Origin of the sequence: Diaminobutyricibacter sp. McL0608 (assembly GCF_039613825.1) — a bacterium.
In the GTDB taxonomy this organism is placed as follows: Bacteria; Actinomycetota; Actinomycetes; order Actinomycetales; family Microbacteriaceae; genus Diaminobutyricibacter.
This window is the reverse complement of sequence record NZ_CP154826.1, coordinates 1,913,248-1,935,320: the sequence shown is the minus strand read 5'-3', so window position 1 is coordinate 1,935,320 and position 22,073 is coordinate 1,913,248. Positions and strand designations below refer to the sequence as shown.

Genomic DNA, 22,073 nt, shown 5'->3' with positions numbered 1-22,073 from the left:
GTGATCGCATGACCTCAATGACGATGCGCGTGGCACCGGCCACGGCTGAGACCTGGCCAGAGCTCGAGCGGGTCTTCGGCCAGCCGGGTGATCAGGCCACGTGCTGGTGCCAGTGGTTCAAGCTGACCGGCGCGGAGTACCGGGCGACCACGACGGCCGAGAGGCGCGACGCCCTCCACGGGCAGACCTCCGGCTCGCCGACCGCGGGCGTCATCGCGTGGCTCGACGATGAACCGGTCGGATGGTCGGCTGTCGAGCCGTACTCGGCATACTCCGGCCTGGGGCGCTCACCGATCACGCGACGGCTCGAGGGCGATCCGGTCGACGACCTCTGGGCTGTGACGTGCTTCGTGGTTCGGCTCGATTCGCGGCGTCGCGGCGTCGCCCGCCATTTGCTGGGCGGAGCCGTGGAGCACGCCCGATCGAGTGGTGCGCGCGTCGTCGAAGGCTACCCCGTCGATCCTGGCGTGCGGCCGTCGTTGTCGGCCGCCGAACGGTACCACGGCACTGTGTCGCTGTTCGAGTCCGGCGGCTTCTCCGTGGTGAGGCGACCGTCTGCGACGCGCGCGATCATGCGGCTCGGCCTCGACACCTGACACGGCACTGTCGGCGGTTCGCGACCAGTCCCTCCGCGCCCTAGGCTCGTCGAGTGACTTCGAAACGCGACCGCCTCATCGGCGCGGGCACCCAGGTCGCAACCGAGGTCAGCATCAACTTCGGGTCGGCCGTGGCCGGATTGCTCATCCCCATCGTCGGAGCGGTCGTCGTCGTCGCAGTCCGCCAGGTCATCACCGCCATCGCGGTGCTGCCGTTCTACCGGCCGAAGCGGCGCGAACTCACCTGGCGGCGGCTCTGGCCGGCACTCGCGCTCGGGATCGTTCTCGCCACCATGAACCTGTCGTTCTACGAAGCTGTCGGTCGACTCGGACTCGGAATCGCCGCGACCATCGAGTTCCTCGGCCCCTTCGCGCTCGCGCTGGTCGGCTCGCGGCGCCTGCTCGACTTCGCTTGTGCCATCGTCGCTGCCGCCGGAGTCGTACTCCTGACCGGCACGGCCGGCTCGATCGATGTGCTCGGTGTGGTGTTCGCCCTCATCGCGGCGGCGTCGTGGGCGGGCTACATCCTGCTCACCCGTAGGGTGGCGGTCGGACTGCCGGGGCTGGAAGGCCTCAGCGTGGCCAGTGTCGTCGCGACGGCCATCCTGCTCCCCATTGCGCTCATCGTCGTCGACTATTCCAAGCTCGACCTGCGGGTCATCGCATTGCTCGTGACAGCGGGCATCCTGTCGTCGGCCATCCCCTACAGCCTGGACACGTTCATCCTGCGCCGCATACCCCCGCGCCTGTACGCGATCATCACGAGTTTCGGGCCGGTGATCGCCGCGATCTTCGGCGTGCTCGTCCTCGGTGAGTCGTTCACGCCCGTGCAGGTCGCCGGCATCGTCGTTGTCTGTCTTGCGGCCGGAGTGACGATCGCGACCCAGCGCGAGCATCCGCGCTCGGATCTGGAGACCACCGCCGAAGGACTGACCTGACCTCCCCTCGGTAGACTCGCCGGATGACTCTCCCCTCGATCCTGGCCTTCACCGGGCTCTGCGTCCTGCTGGCGCTGACGCCCGGGCCGGACACGTTCCTGGTGCTCCGCTACAGTCTGGTGCGGGTTCGCGCCGGTGTGGCCGCGTCGGTGGGTTCGGCGATCGGGTCGCTGGTCTGGGCGGCCGCGGTCGCCTTCGGTCTCGCCGCCCTGCTCGAACAGTCGGCCGAGGCGTACCGCGTGGTAAAGATCATCGGCGGACTCTACCTCGTCTACCTCGGAGTGAGCGCGTTCCTTGCGAGCCGCCGGGCCGGGGTGGAGGGCGCGGAGCTCGCAGCGCCGAGGGCGCGCATCCACTCGAGCCTGCTCGCCGGCATGCTGTCGACGATGCTGAACCCCAAGGTCGGGCTCTTCTTCCTCGCGGTCGCGCCGCAGTTCATTCCAGCGGGCAACGCCTCGGTGGGCAGCACGATGCTGCTCGGAGCGATCGACGCGGTGGTGGCGCTGGTCTATCTCGCGATCGTGTCGATCGTCGCGGCGCGTGCCGTGCTCTGGCTGCGGCGTCCCAGGGTGGCGAAGGTGCTCGAACGGGTCTCGGCGGCCATCCTCGGCGTGCTCGGAATCGGCACGATCATCAGCAGCGCCGAGTAGCCTGCCGTGCCCGCCGGTGACTGCTGCTCCGCGTTACGTCTGCGGCAGCGCGAGCGGCAGGCAGACCTGACAAACGACCGCAGACATCAGCGGGTCGGGGTCAGGTCGACGGCTGACGGAACCGTACCGTCAGGACCAGCACCGCGAGAAACACTGCCAGCATCGCCACCAGCGCAAGCGACGTGACCAGACCGGAGAGCGCCGCGAGGACGAGCGGCCCGAGCACACCGGGCGCCGCCCAGGCGAGAACTCGGCGGAGGGGCTGCCCGTAGCGCAGCGAAACGGCGCCGTTCGTCGCATAGAACAGGGCGACTCCACCACACAGAGCAATCGCGGCTCCGTTCGGCAGCGCCACGAGGGGTTCGGATACCGCTGTTCCGAGTCCGGCCGCCATGGATACGATGCCGATCACGAGGAAGAACGGCAGGAATGTCGCAGTATCCCGGAGGGCGGCGATGTCGCCGCGTACGCGCATCTCGCCCCAGGCCCGCTCCGCGAGCGTTGCGCCATACGTGAAGAACGACCAGGCGAGAAGCGCCACGATGATGAAGCCGAGCGCTGTGGTTGCCCCCGAGGCCAGGGTCCAGTGCTCCGACGCGGCGACGATGAGGGTGAAGATCGTCTCGCCGAACACGATCACCACGAACAGCCCGATGCGTTCGGACATGTGATCGATGTCGAGCGCCCGGCGGAGCCACGCGCCCTGACGGCCGATCGCATACGAGAGCACCAGCTCGATCAGCATCGACACCACCCAGACGATGTAGATGCCCGGTGCACGAAAAGCGATGGATGCCAGCCACAGTGCGGCAGTCAGCCCGCTGTAGAGCGCCGGCCGCCACCAGTCCAGGCTCTTCTTCTTCGCCGCGAACAGCCAGACCGGCAGCATCACCAGCCTGGCGAGCGCGTTGGCGGCTGCAAAAGCCCAGGCCCGCTCCGGGAATTCCGCGGAGACGGCTGCTGCCATGATCCCGACGGCGAACATGACCGTGATCATCACGAGCCAGGTGACACCGGTCGCCCGACGGCCGAAGAGGTTCGTGGTGAGCAGAACGTCGATCCACAGCCACCACGCCGGGAAGAACAGGAGCACGAAGACAGCGAAGTCGCCGGCGGTCGGATCGCCGTGGAGGCGCAGGGCCAGTTGGCCGACGAAACCGACGAACACGAGGTCGAAGAATAGCTCGAGCCAGCTGGCGTGGCGACGTTCGGCGGCACCGCGCGCACCGGTCACCGCGCCTGCGGTGGCTCCCGGTTCGTCTGCGCTCACGCCCGTCAGCGTAGCCGAACGCGAACGGCCCGCGACGGGTGAAAGTCGCGGGCCGTTCGTGGTGGGTGGCTTAGAGCACGTCCCCGACCTTGTGAACACGGAGGTCGTTGGTCGTGCCGGGGATTCCGGGAGGGGAACCGGAGATGATGATGACCTTCTCCGTGTCGGTCGCGCGACCGTTCGCCTTCAGGACCTCGTCGACCTGCGCGACCATCTGGTCGGTGTGGGTGACGCGGTCGACGACGAACGATTCGACGCCCCAGAACAGTGCCATGCGACGGCGGATGGCCGGGTCCGGCGTGAAGGCGAGGATCGGGATCCGGTTGCGGAGTCGCGACATGCGGCGGGCGGAGTCGCCCGACTCGGTGAACACGCACAGGTACTTGGCCTCCACGAAGTCAGCGACCTCGACGGCGGCGAGAGTGATCGCGCCGCTCTGCGTGCGCGGCTTCGTGCCGAGCGGGGCGATGCGGTCGAGTCCGTGCTCCTCGGTCGACGTGACGATGCGCGCCATGGTCTGCACGGTGATGACCGGGTATTCGCCGACGCTGGTCTCGCCGCTCAGCATGACGGCATCCGCACCGTCGAGCACCGCGTTAGCGACGTCGGAGGTCTCGGCGCGGGTCGGAACCGGGCTCGAGATCATCGATTCGAGCATCTGAGTGGCCACGATGACCGGCTTAGCCATGCGGCGGGCCAGTTCGACAGCGCGCTTCTGGACGATCGGCACGGCCTCCAGAGGAAGCTCGACGCCGAGGTCGCCTCGTGCGACCATGATCGCGTCGAACGCCTCGATGATCTCCTCGAGGTTGTCGACGGCCTGGGGCTTCTCGATCTTGGCGATGACCGGGATCTTGCGTCCTTCTTCTGCCATGATCTCGTGGACGCGCTCGATGTCGGAGGCGTTACGCACGAACGAGAGGGCGATCAGGTCGGCACCGAGCCTGAGGCCCCAGCGGAGGTCTGCCTCGTCTTTCTCGGAGAGCGCGGGCACGTTGACAGCGACCCCGGGCAGGTTGATGCCCTTGTTGTTCGACACCGGACCTGCGACGACCACCTCGGTGGTCACGACGGTTCCGTCGGTCTCGAGCACGCGCACCTTGACCTTGCCGTCGTCGATCAGCAGGAAGTCCCCGGGGTTCACGTCCTGGGGCAGCCCCTTGAAGGTCGTGGACGAGAGTTCCTTCGTGCCGATCAGATCTTCGGTCGTGATGCGAAAGATGTCGCCCTCGGCGAGCTCGTAGGGGCCGGCCTCGAATTTGCCGAGCCGGATCTTCGGGCCCTGCAGGTCGACCATCACTGCCACACTGCGCCCGGAGTCCTCCGTCGCGCGTCGCACGTTCGCGTAGACGGCTTCGTGCACGTCGTAACTTCCGTGGCTCAGGTTCATGCGAGCCACATCCACACCCGCGTCGATGATCGCGCGGATGTTCTCATAGCTCGATGTCGCCGGCCCGAGGGTCGCGACGATTTTTGCCCGTCTCATTTCTTCCTTTTGCTCCGTGATTCTGGATTCGTATCGGTTCGGGGCGTGCGGCAGCGCCGCGCGTGATGGTTCGTATTGTTCTCAGACGAGGATGCCGCGGTCGGTCGGCTTCACCGGGAAGGGCAACTGCGTCTCCCCTTCAAGATACCGGTCGACAGCAGACGCCGCTGCCCGTCCTTCGGCGATGGCCCAGACGATCAGGGACTGGCCGCGGCCGGCATCGCCTGCGACGAAGACGCCCGGCAGGCTGGTCTGGTAGTCACCGTCGCGTTCGACGTTGCCACGGGAGTCGAAGGGCACCTCGAGCTGGTTGCCGAGGTCTTCCGGCTCGGGCCCGGTGAATCCGAGTGCGAGGAGCACGAGGTCTGCCGGGATCTCCCGCTCGGTTCCCGCCTTGGGCACGCGGCGTCCGTCGAGGTATTCGGTCTCGGCCACGCGGATCGCCCGCACCTCGCCGAAGTCGTTCGCCAGGAACTCGACAGTCGAGGCGAGGTACTCGCGACGGCCGCCCTCCTCGTGCGCGGTCTGGACTTCGAACAGCGTCGGCGTGACGGGCCACGGCTGGTGCGTCGGACGCTCGTTCGGCGGCTGCTTGCCGATGGCGAGGTTGGTGACGGATGCGGCACCCTGCCGGTGGGAGGTTCCGATGCAGTCGGCGCCGGTGTCGCCACCGCCGAGGACGACGACATGCTTGCCTTCGGCCGTGATCTGGTCGGGCACGCTGTCACCAGCGCCGACCTTGTTCTGCTGGACGAGGTATTCCATCGCGAAGTGGACGCCGCTCAGGTCGCGGCCCGGGACGGGCAGGTCACGCGGGACCATCGCCCCCGTCGCGATCACCACGGCGTCATACCGGGTGCGCAGCTCGTCCCACGTGATGTCGACGCCGATGTTCACTCCGGCGCGGAACCGGGTGCCTTCGGCCATCATCTGGTTGAGGCGCGCCTCGAGATGCTTCTTCTCCATCTTGAAGTCGGGGATGCCGTAGCGCAGCAGGCCGCCGATGCGGTCGTCGCGTTCGTAGACGGCCACCGTGTGACCGGCCCGGGTCAGCTGCTGGGCCGCGGCGAGTCCCGCAGGACCGGAGCCGACGACCGCGACGGTCTTGCCGGTGAGGCGCTCCGGCGGATGCGGCTGGACCCAGCCGTTCTGCCAGGCCTGGTCGATGATCGACACCTCGACCTGCTTGATCGTGACCGCGGGCTGGTTGATCCCGAGAACGCACGACGACTCGCATGGCGCCGGGCACAGCCGGCCCGTGAACTCCGGGAAGTTGTTGGTCGCGTGCAGGCGCTCGATGGCCTGGCGGCCTTCGCCTCGCCACATCAGGTCGTTCCACTCGGGGATCAGGTTGCCCAGAGGGCAGCCCTGGTGGCAGAACGGGATGCCGCAGTCCATGCAGCGTCCGGCCTGGCGTCGGAGCTCGGCCGGGTCGCCCGCCTCATAGACCTCTTTCCAGTCCATCAGGCGCACGGAGACCGGGCGGCGCTTGGGGAGCTCGCGCTCCGTAACTTTGAGGAAGCCCTTCGGGTCAGCCACCGGTTACCTCCAGGATTCGGTTCCAGACGACGTCGCCGTCGGGGTCCAGCCCCTCATCCACGGCGTTCTGTCGCATTTCGAGCACCGCGGCATAGTCGCGCGGCAGGACTTTGACGAAGTTCGCGACGGTGTCGTCGAAGTCCGCGAGGAGCTTGGCCGCGAGCGTCGACTCAGTCTCGGCGACGTGTCGCTCGAGCAGGTCGCGCACGATCTCCACGTCGGCGCTGCCCAGGGGCAGCAGCTCGAGCTCGCCGGTGTCGAGCGCATCCCGGTTCACCCGATCGCGCTTGAGCTCGTACACGTACGCCGTTCCGCCCGACATTCCCGCGCCGAGGTTGCGCCCGGTGCCGCCGAGGATCACCGCGAGGCCACCCGTCATGTACTCGAGCGCGTGGTCGCCCACGCCTTCCACTACAGCCGTGGCCCCGGAGTTGCGCACCAGGAACCGCTCACCGACGATGCCGCGGATGAACATGCTGCCCTGGGTCGCACCGTAGCCGATGACGTTTCCGGCGATCACATTGCGTTCGGCGGGGAAGACGCTGTTGCGGTCCGGTCGCAGGATGATCTGGCCGCCCGAGAGTCCCTTGCCGACGTAGTCGTTCGAGTCGCCCTCGAGGCGGAGCGTGATTCCGGCCGGCAGGAAAGCGCCGAGCGACTGGCCCGCTGAACCGGTGAGCGTGATGTCGATCGAGCCGCTCGGCAGGCCGTTCTCGCCGTGACGCACCGTGACTTCGTGGCCGAGCATGGTGCCGACGGCGCGTTCGGTGTTGCGGATGGGCAGTTCCAGCTGGATGCGGCCACCCTTTTCGAGAACGCCGGCACTGCGGGCGATCAGCACGTTGTCGAAGTGCTTCTCGAGCTCGTGGTCCTGGGGGCGCGCGTTCTTGCGGGGCGCGTCATCCGGGAAATCCGGACCGACGAGGATCGGCGCGAGATCGAGCCCCGATGCCTTCCAGTGCTCGATGGCCCCGTTGACGTCGAGGAACTCGTGGTGGCCGATGGCCTCATCGATGCTCCTGAAGCCGAGCTCGGCGAGGTACTCGCGCACCTCCTGGGCGATGAACTCGAAGAAGTTCACCACGAACTCGGGCTTGCCGGAGAACCGGGCGCGGAGCTCGGGATTCTGGGTGGCGACGCCGACCGGGCAGGTGTCCAGGTGGCAGACGCGCATCATCACGCAGCCGGAGACCACAAGAGGAGCGGTGGCGAAGCCGAATTCCTCGGCGCCGAGCAGGGCTCCGACGATGACGTCACGACCGGTCTTCAGCTGACCGTCGACCTGCACGACCACCCGGTCGCGCATCCCGTTGAGCATCAGCGTCTGCTGTGTCTCGGCCAGGCCGAGCTCCCACGGAGTTCCCGCGTGCTTGAGGGAGTTGACCGGGCTCGCGCCCGTGCCGCCGTCGTGACCGGAGACCAGGATGACGTCGGCCAGTGCCTTCGCCGTTCCCGCGGCCACAGCTCCGATGCCCGACTCGCTCACGAGTTTGACGTGGACGCGGGCGTTCGGGTTGGCGCGCTTCAGGTCGAAGATCAGCTGCTTGAGGTCTTCGATCGAGTAGATGTCGTGGTGCGGGGGCGGAGAGATCAGACCGACGCCCGCGGTCGCATGACGGGTGCGCGCGATCCACGGGTACACCTTGGTCGGCGGCAGCTGTCCGCCCTCGCCGGGCTTGGCGCCCTGCGCGAGTTTGATCTGGATGTCGTCGGAGTGCGTGAGATACATGCTGGTGACGCCGAACCGGCCGGAGGCGACCTGCTTGATCGCGCTGCGGCGCTCCGGGTCGAGCAGACGGTCGAGGTCTTCGCCGCCCTCACCCGTGTTCGACTTCGCGCCGATGCTGTTCATGGCGATCGCCAGCGTCTCGTGCGCCTCTTTCGAGATGGAGCCGTAGCTCATCGCGCCGGTCGAGAAACGTTTGACGATCGATTCGATCGGTTCGACTTCGTCGAGCGGTACGGGCGGCCGCACTCCGGTCTGCAGCTTGAACATGCCGCGGAGTGTCATCAGGCTCTCGGCCTGCTCGTCGACGAGCTGCGTGTACTCGCGGAAGACGTCGTACCGCCTGGTGCGTGTGGAGTGCTGAAGGCGGAACACGGTCTCCGGGTTGAAGAGGTGCGGCGAACCGTCGCGTCGCCACTGGTACTCTCCCCCGTTGGCCAGGCGCTCGTGTGCGATCGTCGCGCCGTCCAGCGGGTACGCGCTCGCGTGCCGCGCGAGGTTCTCGGCCGCGACGACCTCGATGCCCACGCCGCCCAGTTTGCTGGTCGTGCCGGTGAAGTACTGGTCGACGAACTCCTGGCTGAGGCCCACGGCCTCGAACGCCTGGGCTCCCGCATAGGACGAGACGGTCGAGATCCCCATCTTCGACATGATCTTCAGGACCCCTTTGCCGAGGGCCTTGATCACGTTCTTGACGGCCTTCTCGGGGGTCACGCCCGTGATCATGCCGCTGCGTACGAGTTCCTCGCAGGTCTCCATCGCGAGGTACGGGTTGATCGCCGAAGCGCCGTACCCGATCAGGAGCGCCACGTGGTGGACTTCGCGCACGTCTCCGGCCTCGACGATGATGCCGACCTTCATGCGGTTCTCGGTCCGGATGAGGTGGTGGTGCACGCCCGCGAGCATGAGGAGGGACGGGATGGGCGCCAGGTCGCGGTTCGAGTCACGGTCGCTCAGCACGATGAACTGCGCGCCGGCCTCGATCGCGACGTCGACCTCATCGCAGAGCTCCGCGATCCGTTCCTGCATCGCGTCGGGTCCCGCATCCGCCCGATACAGGCCCTTGAGGGTGGTCGTCAGGCGGCTGCCGGCGCGCGGGTCGATGTGCTGGATCTTGGCGAGCTCGTCGTTGTCGATCACCGGGAAGTCGAGGACGACCTGGCGAGCGTGCTCGGGTCCGGCTGTGAGCAGGTTGCGCTCGGGGCCGAGACCGAGCTTCAGGGAGGTCACGACCTCTTCACGGATGGAGTCGAGCGGAGGGTTGGTCACCTGCGCGAACTGCTGGGTGAAGTAGTCGAACAGCAGGCGCGGTCGTTCTGAGAGGACGGCGACCGGCGTGTCCGAGCCCATTGCGCCGAGCGGCTCCGCACCGGCCTTCGCCATCGGGGCGAGAAGGACGCGCACCTCTTCCTCGGTGTAGCCGAAGGTGCGCTGGCGACGTGTGACGGAGGCCGGAGTGTGAACGATGTGCTCGCGCTCCGGGAGGTCCTTGAGGTTGATGCGGCCGTGCTCGAGCCACTCGCCGAACGGCTCGCTCGCGGCGAGCTCCGCCTTGATCTCGTCATCTTCGATGAGGCGTCCCGCGACCGTGTCGACGAGGAACATCTTTCCGGGGCGGAGTCGGCCCTTGCGCACGACGCGGCTCGGTTCGATGTCGAGTACGCCGATCTCGCTGGCCAGCACGACCAGTCCGTCGTCGGTGATGACGTACCGGCCCGGACGCAGGCCGTTGCGGTCGAGGGTCGCGCCGACGAGTGAGCCGTCCGTGAAGACGATCGCGGCCGGGCCGTCCCACGGCTCCATGAGCATCGAGTGGTACTCGTAGAAGTCGCGGCGGACCGGGTCGATCTCGGTCTGGTTCTCCCAGGCCTCCGGCACCATCATCATGACGGCGTGCGGGAGCGAGCGGCCGGCCAGCGTCAGCAACTCGACCACTTCATCGAACGACGCCGAGTCGCTCGCACCGGGAGTGACGATCGGGAGGACGGGAGCGAGGTCGCCGAGAAGGGCGCTCTCGAGCTGCGACTGGCGCGCGCGCATCCAGTTGCGGTTGCCCTGCACGGTGTTGATCTCACCGTTGTGGGCGATCATGCGGAACGGCTGGGCGAGCGGCCAGGACGGGAAGGTGTTCGTCGAGTAGCGCGAATGCACGAGGGCGAGCTTTGACGCGAACCGCTGGTCGGAGAGGTCGGGGTAGAACGGCTCGAGCTGGAGTGTCGTGACCATGCCCTTGTAGACCAGGGTGCGGCTCGAGAGCGAGGAGAAGTAGACGTCGAGTTCGCGCTCGACGCGCTTGCGGGCACGGAACGTCTGCCGGTCGAGAAGGATGCCGCCGACCGGGGAGCCCGAGTCGCCGATTCGCGTGCTCGCGACGAAGAGCTGCTCGATGACGGGCATGGCGTCGCGAGCGAGCGTCCCGATCTCGTCGGGGCGTACGGGAACATCCCGCCAGCCGAGCACAGCGAGCTCCTCTTCTACCACGATCGCCTCGATGGCGGTCTTGACCACCGCGCGCGCATCCGGCTCTGAGGGAAGGAAGGCGTTGCCGACGGCATAGCGGCCGACCTGCGGGAGGTCGAGGCCGGAGACCGCGCGGAGGAAGGTGTCGGGGATCTGCGTGATGATGCCAGCACCGTCACCGGTACCAGCGTCGGACCCGACGGCCCCGCGGTGCTCGAGGTTGCGCAGGGCGTTCAGGGCGGCATCGATGATGTCGTGCCCGGCGGTGCCGCGGAGCGTCGCCACCATGGCGAGACCGCAGGCGTCCTTCTCGAAGGCAGGGTCGTAGAGACCCTGCCGCGCGGGAATCGCGCTGAAACCGGACTGCGTGCCTGAGCGGGAGAGGGGTGGCTGTTGCGCCATCATCGACCGTCCTCACGTGAAGAGTTGCTGAGGTGGGACGCCGTCGGCCCGTGAACATGGGATCCGCTGCCCTGTACGCCCGGTATGGGCGCTACGAGCATGCGGTCAGGGAGATGCTTTCGGGATTGCCTGGGCCTTGGGCACCGGATTACGACGCGGTGCCTATTGTGCTTGTGGCCTTGGCTGCGCCCGGTTCCTCGGTCTCATCGGCGTCGTCGCCCTGATCCTCGTCGTCCGAATCGGTGTCGTCAGAGTCTACCTCAGCATCGGGCTTGTGCCATTCGCGACCCTGTCGGTACACGCTCGGCTCGAGTCCCGGGTGGCGACGCGTCTGCACGATGAAGATGATGATGCCCAGGACGACGGCTCCGAAGGCGGCCCACACGTTGAACGGGATGCCGAGGAAGGAGTACTCGCTCGGGTCGATCCGGATCGACTCGAGGTACGAGCGGCCCACGCCGTACCAGATGAGGTACGAGGCGAAGAGCTTGCCCCAGCGGAGCCGGAAACGACGCTCGAGCCACAGCAGGACGACGATACCGATGATGTTCCAGATGATCTCGTAGAGGAACAACGGCTGGAAGAGCGTGCCGTCGGGCAGGCCGGCGGGGAAGGCCGGATTGCTCGACTCGATCTCGAGGCCCCATGGAAGGTTCGTCGGAAGGCCGAAGAGCTCGTGGTTGAAGTAGTTTCCGAGGCGGCCGGCCGCCTGCGCGAGCAGAAGCGCGGGGGCGAGGGCGTCGGCGAACGACCAGAATCGCAGGCCCGAGATGCGGCAGCCGACGTAGGCACCGACGGCGCCACCGATCAGCGCGCCGAAGATGGCGTTCCCGCCCTCCCAGATGAAGAGTGTCTTCCAGAGGTCGGCGCCCGGGTAGAAGTAGTCGGCCGGGTGCGTGAAGACGTGGTAGGCACGGGCGAAGATGATGCCGAGCGGCACAGCCCAGAGGATCACGTCGAGCACGATGCCCGGCTCGGCGCCGCGCTTCGTCAGACGGCGCGACGTCCAGATGGTCGCCAGGACGATGCCGGCGAGGATGCACAACGCGTACGTCCGGATCGTGAACGGGCCGATCGTGAACGACGCCCAGGCCGGATCCGGACTCGGAATGCTCGCATGCAAGCTGCTCAACACCGCAAACACCCGATGACTCACCTTTCGTGCTTTTACTTGTCCCCGCCGCAGAAGACGGCGTTCCAGCGCATCCGCGCCACGGTCAACTTAGTCTATTTCGCTCTGCGGGTCCCGGCGGCCAGCTCTGCGGCCACCTCGCTGACGTGCTCGACGCCGCCCTCGGCCAGTGCCTTCACCAGTGCAGAACCGACGATCGCGCCATCCGCATAGTCGAGGACTTCTGACACCTGAGCCGCGCTCGAGATCCCGAGCCCGACACAGGTGCTCGTCGCGCCGGCCGCGCGGAGCCGGGTCACGAGGGTTCGTGCGGCCGTGTCGACATCGGCACGCGCGCCGGTGATGCCCATGGTGGAGACGGCGTAGACGAACCCGCGGCTCGTCTCGACGGCCTGCTTCAGTCGAGCATCCGTCGACGAGGGCGCGGCGAGGAACACCCGGTCGAGGCCGGTCCGATCGGACGCTTCGATCCAGGACGAACCCTCGTCTGGAATGAGGTCGGGCGTGATGAGTCCCGCGCCGCCCGCAGCGACGAGGTCGTCGGCGAAGCGATCGACGCCGTACTGGAGCACGGGGTTCCAGTACGTCATCAGCAGGACGGGCACGTCGACCCGTGCCGTGATCTCGCGCACGGCCGTGAAGCCGTCGCGCAGGCGGAATCCGCCCGCCAGCGCCGTCTGGGTGGCCTGTTGGATGACCGGCCCGTCCATCACGGGATCGGAGTACGGCAGCCCGAGCTCGATGACGTCGACGCCGTTCTCAGCAAGAGCGACCGCCGCGTCGATGCTCGCCTGAAGGCTGGGGAATCCTGCCGGGAGATAGCCGACGAGTGCGCCTTTCGCCACGGAGTTGCGCTCGGCGATCGTGGCTTCGACCCTGCTCGTTGCGACCTGGTTCACGACTGCACCGCGTTCTCGTCGATCAGGCCGAAGTACTTTCCGGCGGTCTCCATGTCTTTGTCGCCACGGCCGCTGAGGTTCACGAGGATGATCCACTCTGGTCCCAGCTGGCGCCCGAGCTCGAGGGCTCCTGCAAGGGCGTGCGATGACTCGATCGCGGGAATGATGCCTTCGGTGCGGCTGAGCAGCCGGAGCGCATCCATTGCTGCAGCATCCGTCACAGGACGGTACTGGGCGCGTCCGATGCTCGCAAGCCACGCGTGCTCCGGGCCGACGCCCGGGTAGTCGAGCCCGGCGGAGATCGAGTGCGACTCGATGGTCTGCCCGTCTTCGTCCTGCAGCAGCATGCTTCGCGCACCGTGTAGAACGCCGGGCCGGCCCTTCGTGATCGTGGCTGCGTGCCGCGGAGTCTCGGCGCCCTCTCCCCCGGCTTCGAAGCCGTATAGGGCGACTCCTGGGTCGTCGAGGAAAGCGTGGAAGATGCCGATGGCGTTCGAGCCGCCGCCGACGCACGCGGCTACGGCATCCGGAAGGCGTCCGGTGAGGGCGAGCACCTGTTCACGCGCCTCTTCGCCGATGATCTTCTGGAGGTCGCGCACCATGGCGGGGAACGGGTGGGGCCCTGCGACCGTCCCGAAGATGTAGTTGGTGTTCTCGACGTTGGTGACCCAGTCGCGCATCGCCTCGTTGATCGCGTCCTTGAGAGTGCGCGAGCCGGTCTTGACGGCGATGACCTCGGCTCCGAGGAGCCGCATCCTGGCGACGTTCAGCGCCTGGCGCTCGGTGTCGACCTCGCCCATGTAGATCACGCACTCCATGCCGAAGAGCGCGGCTGCGGTCGCCGTCGCGACGCCGTGCTGCCCGGCCCCGGTCTCCGCGATCACGCGTGTCTTGCCGATGCGCTTGGTCAGGATGGCCTGCCCGAGCACGTTGTTGATCTTGTGCGAGCCGGTGTGGTTCAGGTCTTCGCGCTTGAGGATGATGCGGGCCCCGCCGGCGTGGGCTGCGAACTGCGGCACCTCGGTGATGATCGACGGACGGCCCGTATATGTGCGGTTCAGGAAGTCGAGCTCCTCCGTGAACGCCGGGTCGATCTTGGCCTGCTCCCAGGCTGCTGAGAGCTCGTCGAGCGCGGCGACAAGTGACTCGGGGACGAATCGTCCGCCGAAGTCGCCGAAATACGGGCCCGTTTCTTCACGGAGGGACATCAGACCACCAGGAATTCTTCGAGGGTTGCGACGGGGTCGCTCGTGACGAGCGCTTCGCCGACGAGGACGACGTCTGCGCCGCTCGCGCGATAATGGGCCACATCGCCGGCCGTCTTGACGGCGGACTCTGCGACCCGGATGACGCCGGACGGGATCTGGTCGGCGAGGGTGCCGAAGAGGTTGCGATCCAGCTCGAAGGTCGACAGGTTGCGGGCGTTGACGCCGACGAGACTGGCGCCGATGTCGAGCGCTCGGCTGACCTCGTCTGCGGAATGCGTCTCGACAAGCGTCGTCATCCCGAGCGAAGTGGACAGGTCGAAGAGCGACTGCAGGGTCGGCTGGTCGAGCGCGGCGACGATGAGGAGCACGATGTCGGCTCCCGCTGCCCGCGCCTCGAACACCTGGTACGGCTCGGCGATGAAGTCCTTGCGGAGGACGGGGAGGCTGACGCTGGCACGGACCGCTTCGAGGTCGGAGAGCGACCCCAGGAATCGACGCTCCTCGGTCAGCACGCTGATGGCGCTGGCGCCTCCGGTCTCATACGAGACGGCGAGCGAGGCCGGATCCGTGATCTCTGCCAGTGTTCCGCGCGACGGACTCGCACGCTTCACCTCCGCGATGATCTTGACGCGATCGGCGGGCTGAAGCGCTGTCAGGGCGTCGAGCGCCGGAGAACGGTCGTGCGCTGAGGCTTCGACGAGTTCCAGGGGCCGTTCGGCCCGTCGACGTTCAGCATCGGCAAGCGCTCCGGCGACGAGGTCGGAGAGCACGCCTCAGTGTTCTTTCGGGGTGTATTTGTCGCCGTTGACGCCGTAGCCGGCGCGGGCCATGATCCAGCCGACGATGAGACCGACGACGGCGAGGCCGGCGGCTCCCCAGACGACGAACGGAAGGTCGAGGAAGAACGCCACGGTACCGATCGCGAACGCGATGAGCATGATGATGACGGCCGTCCAGGCTGCCGGCGAGTGCCCGTGTCCTGGCTCCACTGACTCCGTGCTCATGAAACTCCCGCGTGTCGGGTGCACCGCTCACGCAGGCGCACGATGGTTCTGGATGGTTCCGGTCAAGTCTAGCGAAACCGCGAAGGCGCGGTGCGCAGCGTCAGCGCGTGGGGTCTTCCCCGCGGCTGAGCTCATCCCAGCTGTCGATGGCCGAGTCACGGTCGAGCGCGACGCCCTGTCCCGACCGATCGGATGCAGCGGACGGATTCTCTGCGGTCGTTGCCTCAGGGGCCGCATCGCTGTCGGTCCCAGCCGGGTTCTCAGCGGCCGAGCTGTCGGCATCCTCGAATCGCACGGCCTGGTAGCGGCGCGAGGGACCGGGCCAGCGCCGCGAGGTGACCATCACGGCGATGCTCGCGACGGCGATGACCACGCCACCTGCGATCGCGATCCAGGGCCAGGCCGACACGTCCACGCTTTCGGCGAGGCGGGCGACCGAGGATCCGCCGGAGACGCCCGAGGCGCTCGTGATCGCTGCGGCGGCGGCCTGTACCGGGTCTCCGAGGGCGATCCCCGCGGACAGGGCGACGGAGACGGCTATCAGGACGCCGAGGGCGGCGAGGACGATCCGCACGACGGGTCCGGCGATCGCGAGCGCGGCCGCCAGGGCCAGGCCGGCGAGTGAGAGCGCGGTCAGTGCGGGAGCCGCTGCGGACCCCTGCACGACCACATCGCCGGCGTGGTTCGCCGCGGACGCCAGGTGCACGGTGATCCACGGCTGAGTCGATGCGAGCAGCGCGAGTCCGGCTCCCACGACGATCGCCAGCATGGTCGTGTATTTGGCCCGGCGGCTGCCCGCCCGGCTCTCGTCTGTGGTCGCCTCGTCGCTCATGCTGTCACTTCACCCGTCGCATTGCGTTCGCGACCGCGACGGCGCGGAGAGGGGCCGCCGCTTTGTTCTGCGACTCCTGGAACTCGCTCACCGGGTCGGAATCGGCGACGAGACCCCCGCCGGCCTGCACGCGTGCCACCCCGTCCATGATCGTCGCGGTGCGGATCGCGATGGCCAGGTCGGCATCTCCTGCGAAGCCGAAATACCCGATCACGCCCCCGTAGACACCTCGCTGCGCCGGCTCGAGCGCGTCGATGATCTCGAGTGCCCGCGGCTTCGGAGCCCCGGAGAGGGTTCCGGCAGGGAACGTCGCACGGAACACGTCGATGGCCGTCGCGCCGGGCAGGAGGTCGCCTTCGACCGACGAGACGATGTGCATGATGTGGCTGAACCGCTCGATCCGCATGAACTCGGTGACCTCGACAGAGCCGGCGGCACAGACTTTGAGCAGGTCGTTGCGGGCGAGGTCGACGAGCATCAGGTGCTCGGCGCGCTCCTTGTCGTCGCTGAGAAGCGTCGTCTCCAGTTCGAGGTCTTCCTCCGGTGTGGCGCCGCGCGGCTTGGAGCCGGCGATCGGATGCGTGAACGCGCGCCCGTTCTGCACCTTGAAGAGCGCCTCGGGTGAGCTTCCGACGATCGCGTACTCTCCCCCATCCGGTCGCTCGAGCGTCAGCAGGTACATGTACGGGCTGGGGTTCAGGCTGCGGAGCACGCGGTAGACGTCGATCGGATGCGCCGGGCAGTCGAGTTCGAAGCGCTGGGAGATGACGACCTGGAACACATCGCCGTCGTGGATGTGCCGCTTCGCGGTGACGACAGCGGCCAGGAAGTCGTCCCGTTCGGTGCGCGAGACCGGGTGCGCGGGCGTGGAGAGGTCGACTTCTGCCAGCCAGGCCTCCGCCGGCTGCGCGAGACCGGCCTGCATCGCATCCAGCCGCGTCTGTGCCTGTGCCCACATCACGTCGGCGTCGTCGACGCCGTCATTGAGGACGTTCGCGATGAGCTTCACGGTGCCGTACCGGTGATCGATCGCGACGACATCCGCCGCGAAGCAGAGCGCCTGGCCGGGAACGCTGAAATCGGCGACCGGCTGGTCGGGCAGACGCTCGATCTGGCGGATCGCCTCCCACCCGATGAAACCGACGAGGCCTCCGGTGAGCGGAGGGAGGCCCTCGATCCGCGGCGTCTGCCATCGCTCGTAAAGGTGTGCGAGAGCGACGAGCGGCGCAACCGTCTCGGTCGTGCCGAGTGCACGTTCGCGCGAGACGCCGTAGTCGAGCCAGGAGACCTCATCGCCGTCCTGCGTGAGCACCCCGAACGACGACGCGCCGACGAAGGAGAACCGCGACCAGATACCGCCCTGCTCCGCCGACTCGAGCAGGAACGTGCCCGGCTTGCCGGCCGCGAGCTTGCGGTAGATGCCGACCGGGGTCTCACCGTCGGCGAAGAGCTCGCGGACGACTGGAACGACGCGGTGGGCGGACAGGAGTGCCTGGAAATCGGTGGCCGTGGTCGAGCCTGTCGCGGCCAGCGATCCGGTTGCGGAGGTCATGCGGTCTCCCGGGGCGAAGAGGTGTCAGGAATCGGTCGGTGCGTTGCCGACGACGGGCGCGAGCTGGTCGGCGTCGAAGCACGTGCGGGTGCCGGTGTGGCAGGCGACGCCGATCTGCTCCACCTTCACCAACAGGGTATCTCCATCGCAGTCGAGGGCAGCGCCCTTGACGTACTGCACGTTCCCGGAGGTGTCGCCCTTGCGCCAGTATTCTCCGCGCGACCGTGACCAGAAGGTCACACGGCCCTCGGTGAGGGTGCGCCGGAACGCCTCCTCGTCCATCCACCCCATCATGAGCACCTCGCCGGTGTCCCACTGCTGGATGATCGCCGGCACCAGGCCCTCACGGTTGAAGGCGACCCTCTCGATGATCGCACGATCCACGGATCCGGTCACGAGCGGACCTCCATTCCTGCCTGCGCGAGTTCGCGCTTCACGTCCCCGACCGTCATCTCACCGGAGTGGAAGACGCTCGCGGCGAGTACAGCATCCGCTCCTGCGGCGATGGCCGGGGCGAAGTCGGTGACCGCGCCCGCTCCCCCGGAGGCGATCACGGGCACGGAGCTGATCCCGCGCATGAGTCCGATGAGCTCCAGGTCGAAGCCGGCCTTGGTGCCGTCGGCGTCGATCGAGTTGACCAGCAGCTCCCCGGCGCCGAGTTCGATCGCCCGCGCAGCCCAGTCGAGCGCGTCGAGCGTGGTCTCGGTGCGGCCTCCGTGGGTCGTCACGACGAACCCGGATGCGGTGGCCGGCGACCGTTTGACATCGAGCGACAGCACGAGCACCTGGGCGCCGAACCGGTCGGCGATCTCGGCGACGAGCTCCGGCCGTGCGATGGCCGCGCTGTTCACGCCGACCTTGTCCGCTCCGCTGGCGAGCAGACGGGCCACGTCGTCGGTGCTGCGCACTCCCCCACCGACCGTGAGCGGGATGAACACCTGTTCGGCGGTCGCGCGCACGACGTCGTAGGTGGTCACCCGGTTGTCGACAGTGGCGGTCACATCGAGGAAGGTGAGTTCGTCGGCGCCCTGCTCGTAGTACGAGCGCGCGAGCGCGACGGGGTCGCCGGCGTCACGGAGGTTCTGGAAGTTGACGCCCTTGACGACGCGGCCGTCGGCCACGTCGAGGCACGGGATGACCCTGACCGAGAGCGACATGTCAGATCCGCGCAGCGTGGATGGGCGTCACCAGGATCGCCCGGGCGCCGAGCTCGTACAGGTCGTCCATGATGTGGTTCGTGCCGTCGCGCTTGACCATCGCCCGCACCGCCACCCACTCGGGGTCGCGCAACGGGGAGACGGTCGGCGACTCGATCCCGGGGGTCAGGGCGACAGCCTGCTCCAGGAGTCGCGCGGGCAGGTCGTAGTCGATCAGCACGAACTGGCGCGCGACCATCACGCCCTGAAGACGACGGAGCAGGGTGTCGATGCCGGTCGCGTTCGAGGGCGAGGAGATCAGCACCGCTTCGGATTCGAGGATGACCGGCCCGAAGATCTCGAGGCCCTGTTTGCGAAGGGTGGAACCCGTCTCCACGACGTCGGCCACAGCATCCGCTACCCCGAGTCGCACCGCGGACTCGACGGCGCCATCGAGGCGGATCAGGTCGGCGGTGACGCCGTTGGCGGCCAGGAAGTCGCCGACGAGTCCCGGGTAGCTCGTCGCGACCCGCTTCTCGATGAGGTCCTCAAGGTCGGTGAAGACCCCGGTCGGGCCGGCGAACCGGAACGTGGACGCGGCGAAATCGAGGGCCGCGATCTCGGCGGCGGCGGAACCGGAGTCGAGGAGCAGGTCGCGACCGGTGATCCCGACATCGAGCGCGCCTGACCCGACATAGGTCGCGATGTCACGCGGGCGCAGATAGAAGAATTCGACGTCGTTGCGCGGATCGGCGACGATCAGCTCCTTCGGGTCGCGGCGGCCGACGTAGCCTGCCTCGTGCAGCATCTGGGCTGCGGTCTCGGAGAGGGAGCCTTTGTTGGGGACGGCGATCTTGAGCATTGACAAAGCCTTCAGCTGGAGTGGTCGACAGGAGTGGGCTGACGCTGTGCGTCACGCGGTCACAGATGTCGATACACGTCGGCCGTGGTCAGTCCCTTCGCCAGCATGAGTACCTGGAGGTGGTACAGCAGCTGCGAGATCTCCTCGGCTGTGCGGTCGTCCGTCTCGTATTCGGCGGCCATCCAGACCTCGGCGGCTTCCTCGACGATCTTCTTTCCGATGGCGTGCACCCCCGCATCGAGCTCGCGCACGGTTCCGGAACCTGCCGGCCGGGCGGTGGCCTTGTCGCTGAGCTCGGCGAAGAGGTCGTCGAAGGTTTTCACCAGTACAGGCTATCGGTTCCCGCTGCGCGCGATCGTCGGGTGCGGATATGCGCTGTTCATATCCTCCGTGATATAAACAAAGTGTTTGTTATCAAGCGTGTGTGCCCGGATTATAAAAGCATTGTTGGGGTGGGCACTGAGCAAGGAGGCTCCATGGAAACGATCCGCACCAATCGACTAGTGCCGACCATCCTCTGCTGGGCGGTCGTCGCCCTCGACGGATTCGACCTGGTCGTCCTCGGCACTGTCATCCCGACCCTTCTCGCCACGGGCGAGCTCGGCTTCGATCCCGCTGCGGCCACGATCATCGCGACGGTCGGGCTGGTCGGCGTCGGCCTCGGGGCCTTCCTGATCGGGCCGATGACCGACGCCTACGGCAGACGGCGACCGATCATCGTGTGCGTGCTGGTGTTCTCGGTCTGCACGCTGGCGGTCGCTGCCGCACCGAACACCCTCGTCTTCGGGATCCTTCGTTTCGTCGCAGGGCTCGGGCTGGGTGCCTGCCTGCCCACCGCGATCGCGTTCGTCGGCGAATTCGCACCCCCGCGCCGAAGCGGCCGGGCCGTCACCCTCACGATGACCGGCTACCACGTCGGCGCCGTCGTCACCGCACTGCTTGCGCTCGTCATCATCCCGGACTGGCGGGTGATGTTCCTCATCGGCGGAATCGCCGGTCTCGTCGTGCTGCCCCTGCTCTGGCTCGCCCTTCCCGAGTCGTCGAGCTTCAGCGAGGACCGGCCCGGCGCACAGCGCCGCGCCCCGGCGAGTGCGGCCCGCGAGCTGCTGCGCAGAAAGTACCTGCCGCTCAACGTCGCGATCTGGAGCGCGTCGTTCATGGGGCTGCTCCTCGTCTACGGGCTGAACACCTGGCTTCCCGAGCTGATGAGATCGGCGGGATACGATCTGGGCAACTCTCTGGCCTTTCTCATGGTCCTCAATCTCGGGGCGGTGGCTGGGCTCCTGCTCGCCGGAGTCGTCGGCGATCGCCTCGGCATCAGGCGCGTCGCGGCGACCTGGTTCCTGCTGGCGGCCGTATTCCTTGCCGTGCTGAGCATCCGGATGAACCACGTCGCCGTGCTGTACATCGCGGTCTTCATCACGGGAGTCTTCGTCTTCTCGGCCCAGGTGCTCGTCTATGCCTTCGTGAACGGTGCGTACCCGTCATCGGTCCGCGGTACGGCGTTGGGGTTCTCGGCAGGAATCGGACGGGCGGGGGCCATCGTCGGTCCGCTGATCACCGGCGCGCTGGTCGGGCTCGGAATCGCATACCCGTGGGGCTTCTACGTTTTCGCGATCGCCGCTGTGCTCGCCATGGTCGTCCTCAGTGCGATCCCGCGAACAAGGCGCTCCGCGGGGACACCCGCGTTGTCCTCACAGATGGAGCTGGGCAGTCTCCCGCAGCAGTGAGATCTGCCGAGCCGGGTCATCGGCACGGAAGACGCTGGACCCGGCGACGAAGGTGTCGGCGCCTGCTTCTGCCGCCGTCACGATCGTCTCCTCGGTGATTCCGCCGTCGACTTGCAGCCAGACATCCAGGCCTCGCGCCTCGACCGCCGCCCTCAGCTGCCGAAGCTTCGGCATCGTCTCGGGCATGAAGCTCTGGCCGCCGAAGCCCGGCTCGACGGTCATGACGAGGACCTGGTCGAACTCGGGCAGCAGGTCGAGATAGTCGTCGGCCGCGGTCCCGGGCTTCAGCGCGAGGCCGGCGCGCGCACCAAGGGCGCGGAGGCGGCGGGCCAGCCCGACCGGATCGCTGGCCGCTTCCGCGTGGAAGGTCACCGAATAGGCACCGAGCTCTGCGTACCCAGGAGCCCACCGTTCCGGATCCGTGATCATCAGGTGCACATCGAGCGGAATGGCCGAGACATCCTGGATGCGCTCAACCATCTGAGGCCCGAACGTCAGGTTGGGGACGAAATGGTTGTCCATCACATCCACGTGGACCAGGTCGGCGGTGGCGATCTTCGCCAGGTCGCGTTGCATATTGACGAAATCGGCGGCGAGGATGCTGGGGCTGATCCGGGCGGGCATGCCTTTCAGCCTAGTGAAGCCCGGCCG

At 67.5% G+C, this 22,073-nt stretch carries 20 protein-coding genes; 4 read left to right on the top strand and 16 right to left on the bottom strand.

The annotated features are described in order from the left end of the window. The first annotated feature begins 8 nt into the window (after nucleotides 1-8). The 3 genes from AAYO93_RS09130 to AAYO93_RS09120 are packed head-to-tail and all read left to right on the top strand — an operon-like array spanning nucleotide 9 to nucleotide 2,184. Nucleotides 9-596 (top strand): GNAT family N-acetyltransferase, encoded by a 588-nt coding sequence (locus AAYO93_RS09130; protein ID WP_345764664.1) that lies wholly within the window; start codon nucleotides 9-11, stop codon nucleotides 594-596. Between the two features lie 53 nt (nucleotides 597-649). After that, entirely contained in the window at nucleotides 650-1,534 is an 885-nt protein-coding gene (locus tag AAYO93_RS09125; protein WP_345764663.1) for an EamA family transporter, read from the top strand. Between the two features lie 23 nt (nucleotides 1,535-1,557). Next, entirely contained in the window at nucleotides 1,558-2,184 is a 627-nt protein-coding gene (locus tag AAYO93_RS09120; protein ID WP_345764662.1) for a LysE family translocator, read from the top strand. 100 nt (nucleotides 2,185-2,284) lie between these two features. On the opposite strand, the gene AAYO93_RS09115 is transcribed toward AAYO93_RS09120, so the two are convergent. The 15 genes from AAYO93_RS09115 to AAYO93_RS09045 all read right to left on the bottom strand — a co-directional run bounded on the left by AAYO93_RS09115 (nucleotide 2,285) and on the right by AAYO93_RS09045 (nucleotide 20,015). Then, nucleotides 2,285-3,454, bottom strand: a complete 1,170-nt coding sequence (locus AAYO93_RS09115; RefSeq protein ID WP_345764661.1) for a low temperature requirement protein A — start codon at nucleotides 3,452-3,454, stop codon at nucleotides 2,285-2,287. Nucleotides 3,455-3,524: 70 nt separating this feature from the next. Continuing rightward, a complete protein-coding gene (pyk, locus tag AAYO93_RS09110; RefSeq protein ID WP_345764660.1) occupies nucleotides 3,525-4,940 on the bottom strand; it encodes a pyruvate kinase in 1,416 nt (471 codons plus the stop codon). Nucleotides 4,941-5,021: 81 nt separating this feature from the next. Then, nucleotides 5,022-6,479, bottom strand: a complete 1,458-nt coding sequence (locus tag AAYO93_RS09105; RefSeq protein ID WP_345764659.1) for a glutamate synthase subunit beta — start codon at nucleotides 6,477-6,479, stop codon at nucleotides 5,022-5,024. Continuing rightward, on the bottom strand, nucleotides 6,472-11,067 hold the full coding sequence (gltB, locus tag AAYO93_RS09100; protein ID WP_434056683.1) for a glutamate synthase large subunit: 4,596 nt from the start codon (nucleotides 11,065-11,067) through the stop codon (nucleotides 6,472-6,474). Before gltB ends, AAYO93_RS09105 begins: the two co-directional genes overlap by 8 nt. Nucleotides 11,068-11,215: 148 nt before the next feature. After that, nucleotides 11,216-12,199, bottom strand: coding sequence for a prolipoprotein diacylglyceryl transferase (gene lgt, locus AAYO93_RS09095; protein WP_345764852.1), 984 nt, complete (start codon nucleotides 12,197-12,199; stop codon nucleotides 11,216-11,218). Nucleotides 12,200-12,294: 95 nt separating this feature from the next. After that, on the bottom strand, nucleotides 12,295-13,098 hold the full coding sequence (gene trpA / locus AAYO93_RS09090) for a tryptophan synthase subunit alpha (RefSeq protein ID WP_345764657.1): 804 nt from the start codon (nucleotides 13,096-13,098) through the stop codon (nucleotides 12,295-12,297). Continuing rightward, nucleotides 13,095-14,306, bottom strand: a complete 1,212-nt coding sequence (gene trpB / locus AAYO93_RS09085; protein WP_345764656.1) for a tryptophan synthase subunit beta — start codon at nucleotides 14,304-14,306, stop codon at nucleotides 13,095-13,097. The genes trpA and trpB overlap by 4 nt, the downstream gene beginning before the upstream one ends. Then, nucleotides 14,306-15,076: an indole-3-glycerol phosphate synthase TrpC gene (gene trpC, locus AAYO93_RS09080; protein ID WP_345764655.1), complete on the bottom strand. Its 771-nt coding sequence runs from the start codon at nucleotides 15,074-15,076 to the stop codon at nucleotides 14,306-14,308. The genes trpB and trpC overlap by 1 nt, the downstream gene beginning before the upstream one ends. Nucleotides 15,077-15,079: 3 nt before the next feature. Next, on the bottom strand, nucleotides 15,080-15,310 hold the full coding sequence (locus tag AAYO93_RS09075) for a DUF6704 family protein (RefSeq protein WP_345764654.1): 231 nt from the start codon (nucleotides 15,308-15,310) through the stop codon (nucleotides 15,080-15,082). A gap of 100 nt (nucleotides 15,311-15,410) precedes the next feature. Next, nucleotides 15,411-16,142 carry a Trp biosynthesis-associated membrane protein gene (locus tag AAYO93_RS09070; RefSeq protein ID WP_345764653.1) on the bottom strand — a complete coding sequence of 244 codons (732 nt, stop codon included), beginning with the start codon at nucleotides 16,140-16,142 and terminating at the stop codon, nucleotides 15,411-15,413. 4 nt (nucleotides 16,143-16,146) lie between these two features. Beyond that, nucleotides 16,147-17,694 carry an anthranilate synthase component I gene (locus AAYO93_RS09065; protein ID WP_345764652.1) on the bottom strand — a complete coding sequence of 516 codons (1,548 nt, stop codon included), beginning with the start codon at nucleotides 17,692-17,694 and terminating at the stop codon, nucleotides 16,147-16,149. Between the two features lie 24 nt (nucleotides 17,695-17,718). Continuing rightward, nucleotides 17,719-18,090: a phosphoribosyl-AMP cyclohydrolase gene (gene hisI, locus AAYO93_RS09060; RefSeq protein ID WP_345764651.1), complete on the bottom strand. Its 372-nt coding sequence runs from the start codon at nucleotides 18,088-18,090 to the stop codon at nucleotides 17,719-17,721. Then, nucleotides 18,087-18,851, bottom strand: a complete 765-nt coding sequence (hisF, locus tag AAYO93_RS09055) for an imidazole glycerol phosphate synthase subunit HisF (protein WP_345764650.1) — start codon at nucleotides 18,849-18,851, stop codon at nucleotides 18,087-18,089. The genes hisI and hisF overlap by 4 nt, the downstream gene beginning before the upstream one ends. A 1-nt stretch (nucleotide 18,852) precedes the next feature. After that, the gene (hisG, locus tag AAYO93_RS09050) at nucleotides 18,853-19,692 is read right to left on the bottom strand and encodes an ATP phosphoribosyltransferase (protein WP_345764649.1); all 840 of its coding nucleotides are present in this window, start codon (nucleotides 19,690-19,692) and stop codon (nucleotides 18,853-18,855) included. 59 nt (nucleotides 19,693-19,751) lie between these two features. Beyond that, a complete protein-coding gene (locus AAYO93_RS09045) occupies nucleotides 19,752-20,015 on the bottom strand; it encodes a phosphoribosyl-ATP diphosphatase (RefSeq protein WP_345764648.1) in 264 nt (87 codons plus the stop codon). 153 nt (nucleotides 20,016-20,168) lie between these two features. On the opposite strand from AAYO93_RS09045, the gene AAYO93_RS09040 reads away from it, so the two are divergent. Further along, a complete protein-coding gene (locus tag AAYO93_RS09040; RefSeq protein ID WP_345764647.1) occupies nucleotides 20,169-21,422 on the top strand; it encodes an MFS transporter in 1,254 nt (417 codons plus the stop codon). Here AAYO93_RS09040 and rpe read toward each other — a convergent pair. After that, nucleotides 21,387-22,046 carry a ribulose-phosphate 3-epimerase gene (gene rpe / locus AAYO93_RS09035; protein WP_345764646.1) on the bottom strand — a complete coding sequence of 220 codons (660 nt, stop codon included), beginning with the start codon at nucleotides 22,044-22,046 and terminating at the stop codon, nucleotides 21,387-21,389. The two genes, AAYO93_RS09040 and rpe, sit on opposite strands and share 36 nt — an antisense overlap. Between the last annotated feature and the right edge of the window lie 27 nt (nucleotides 22,047-22,073).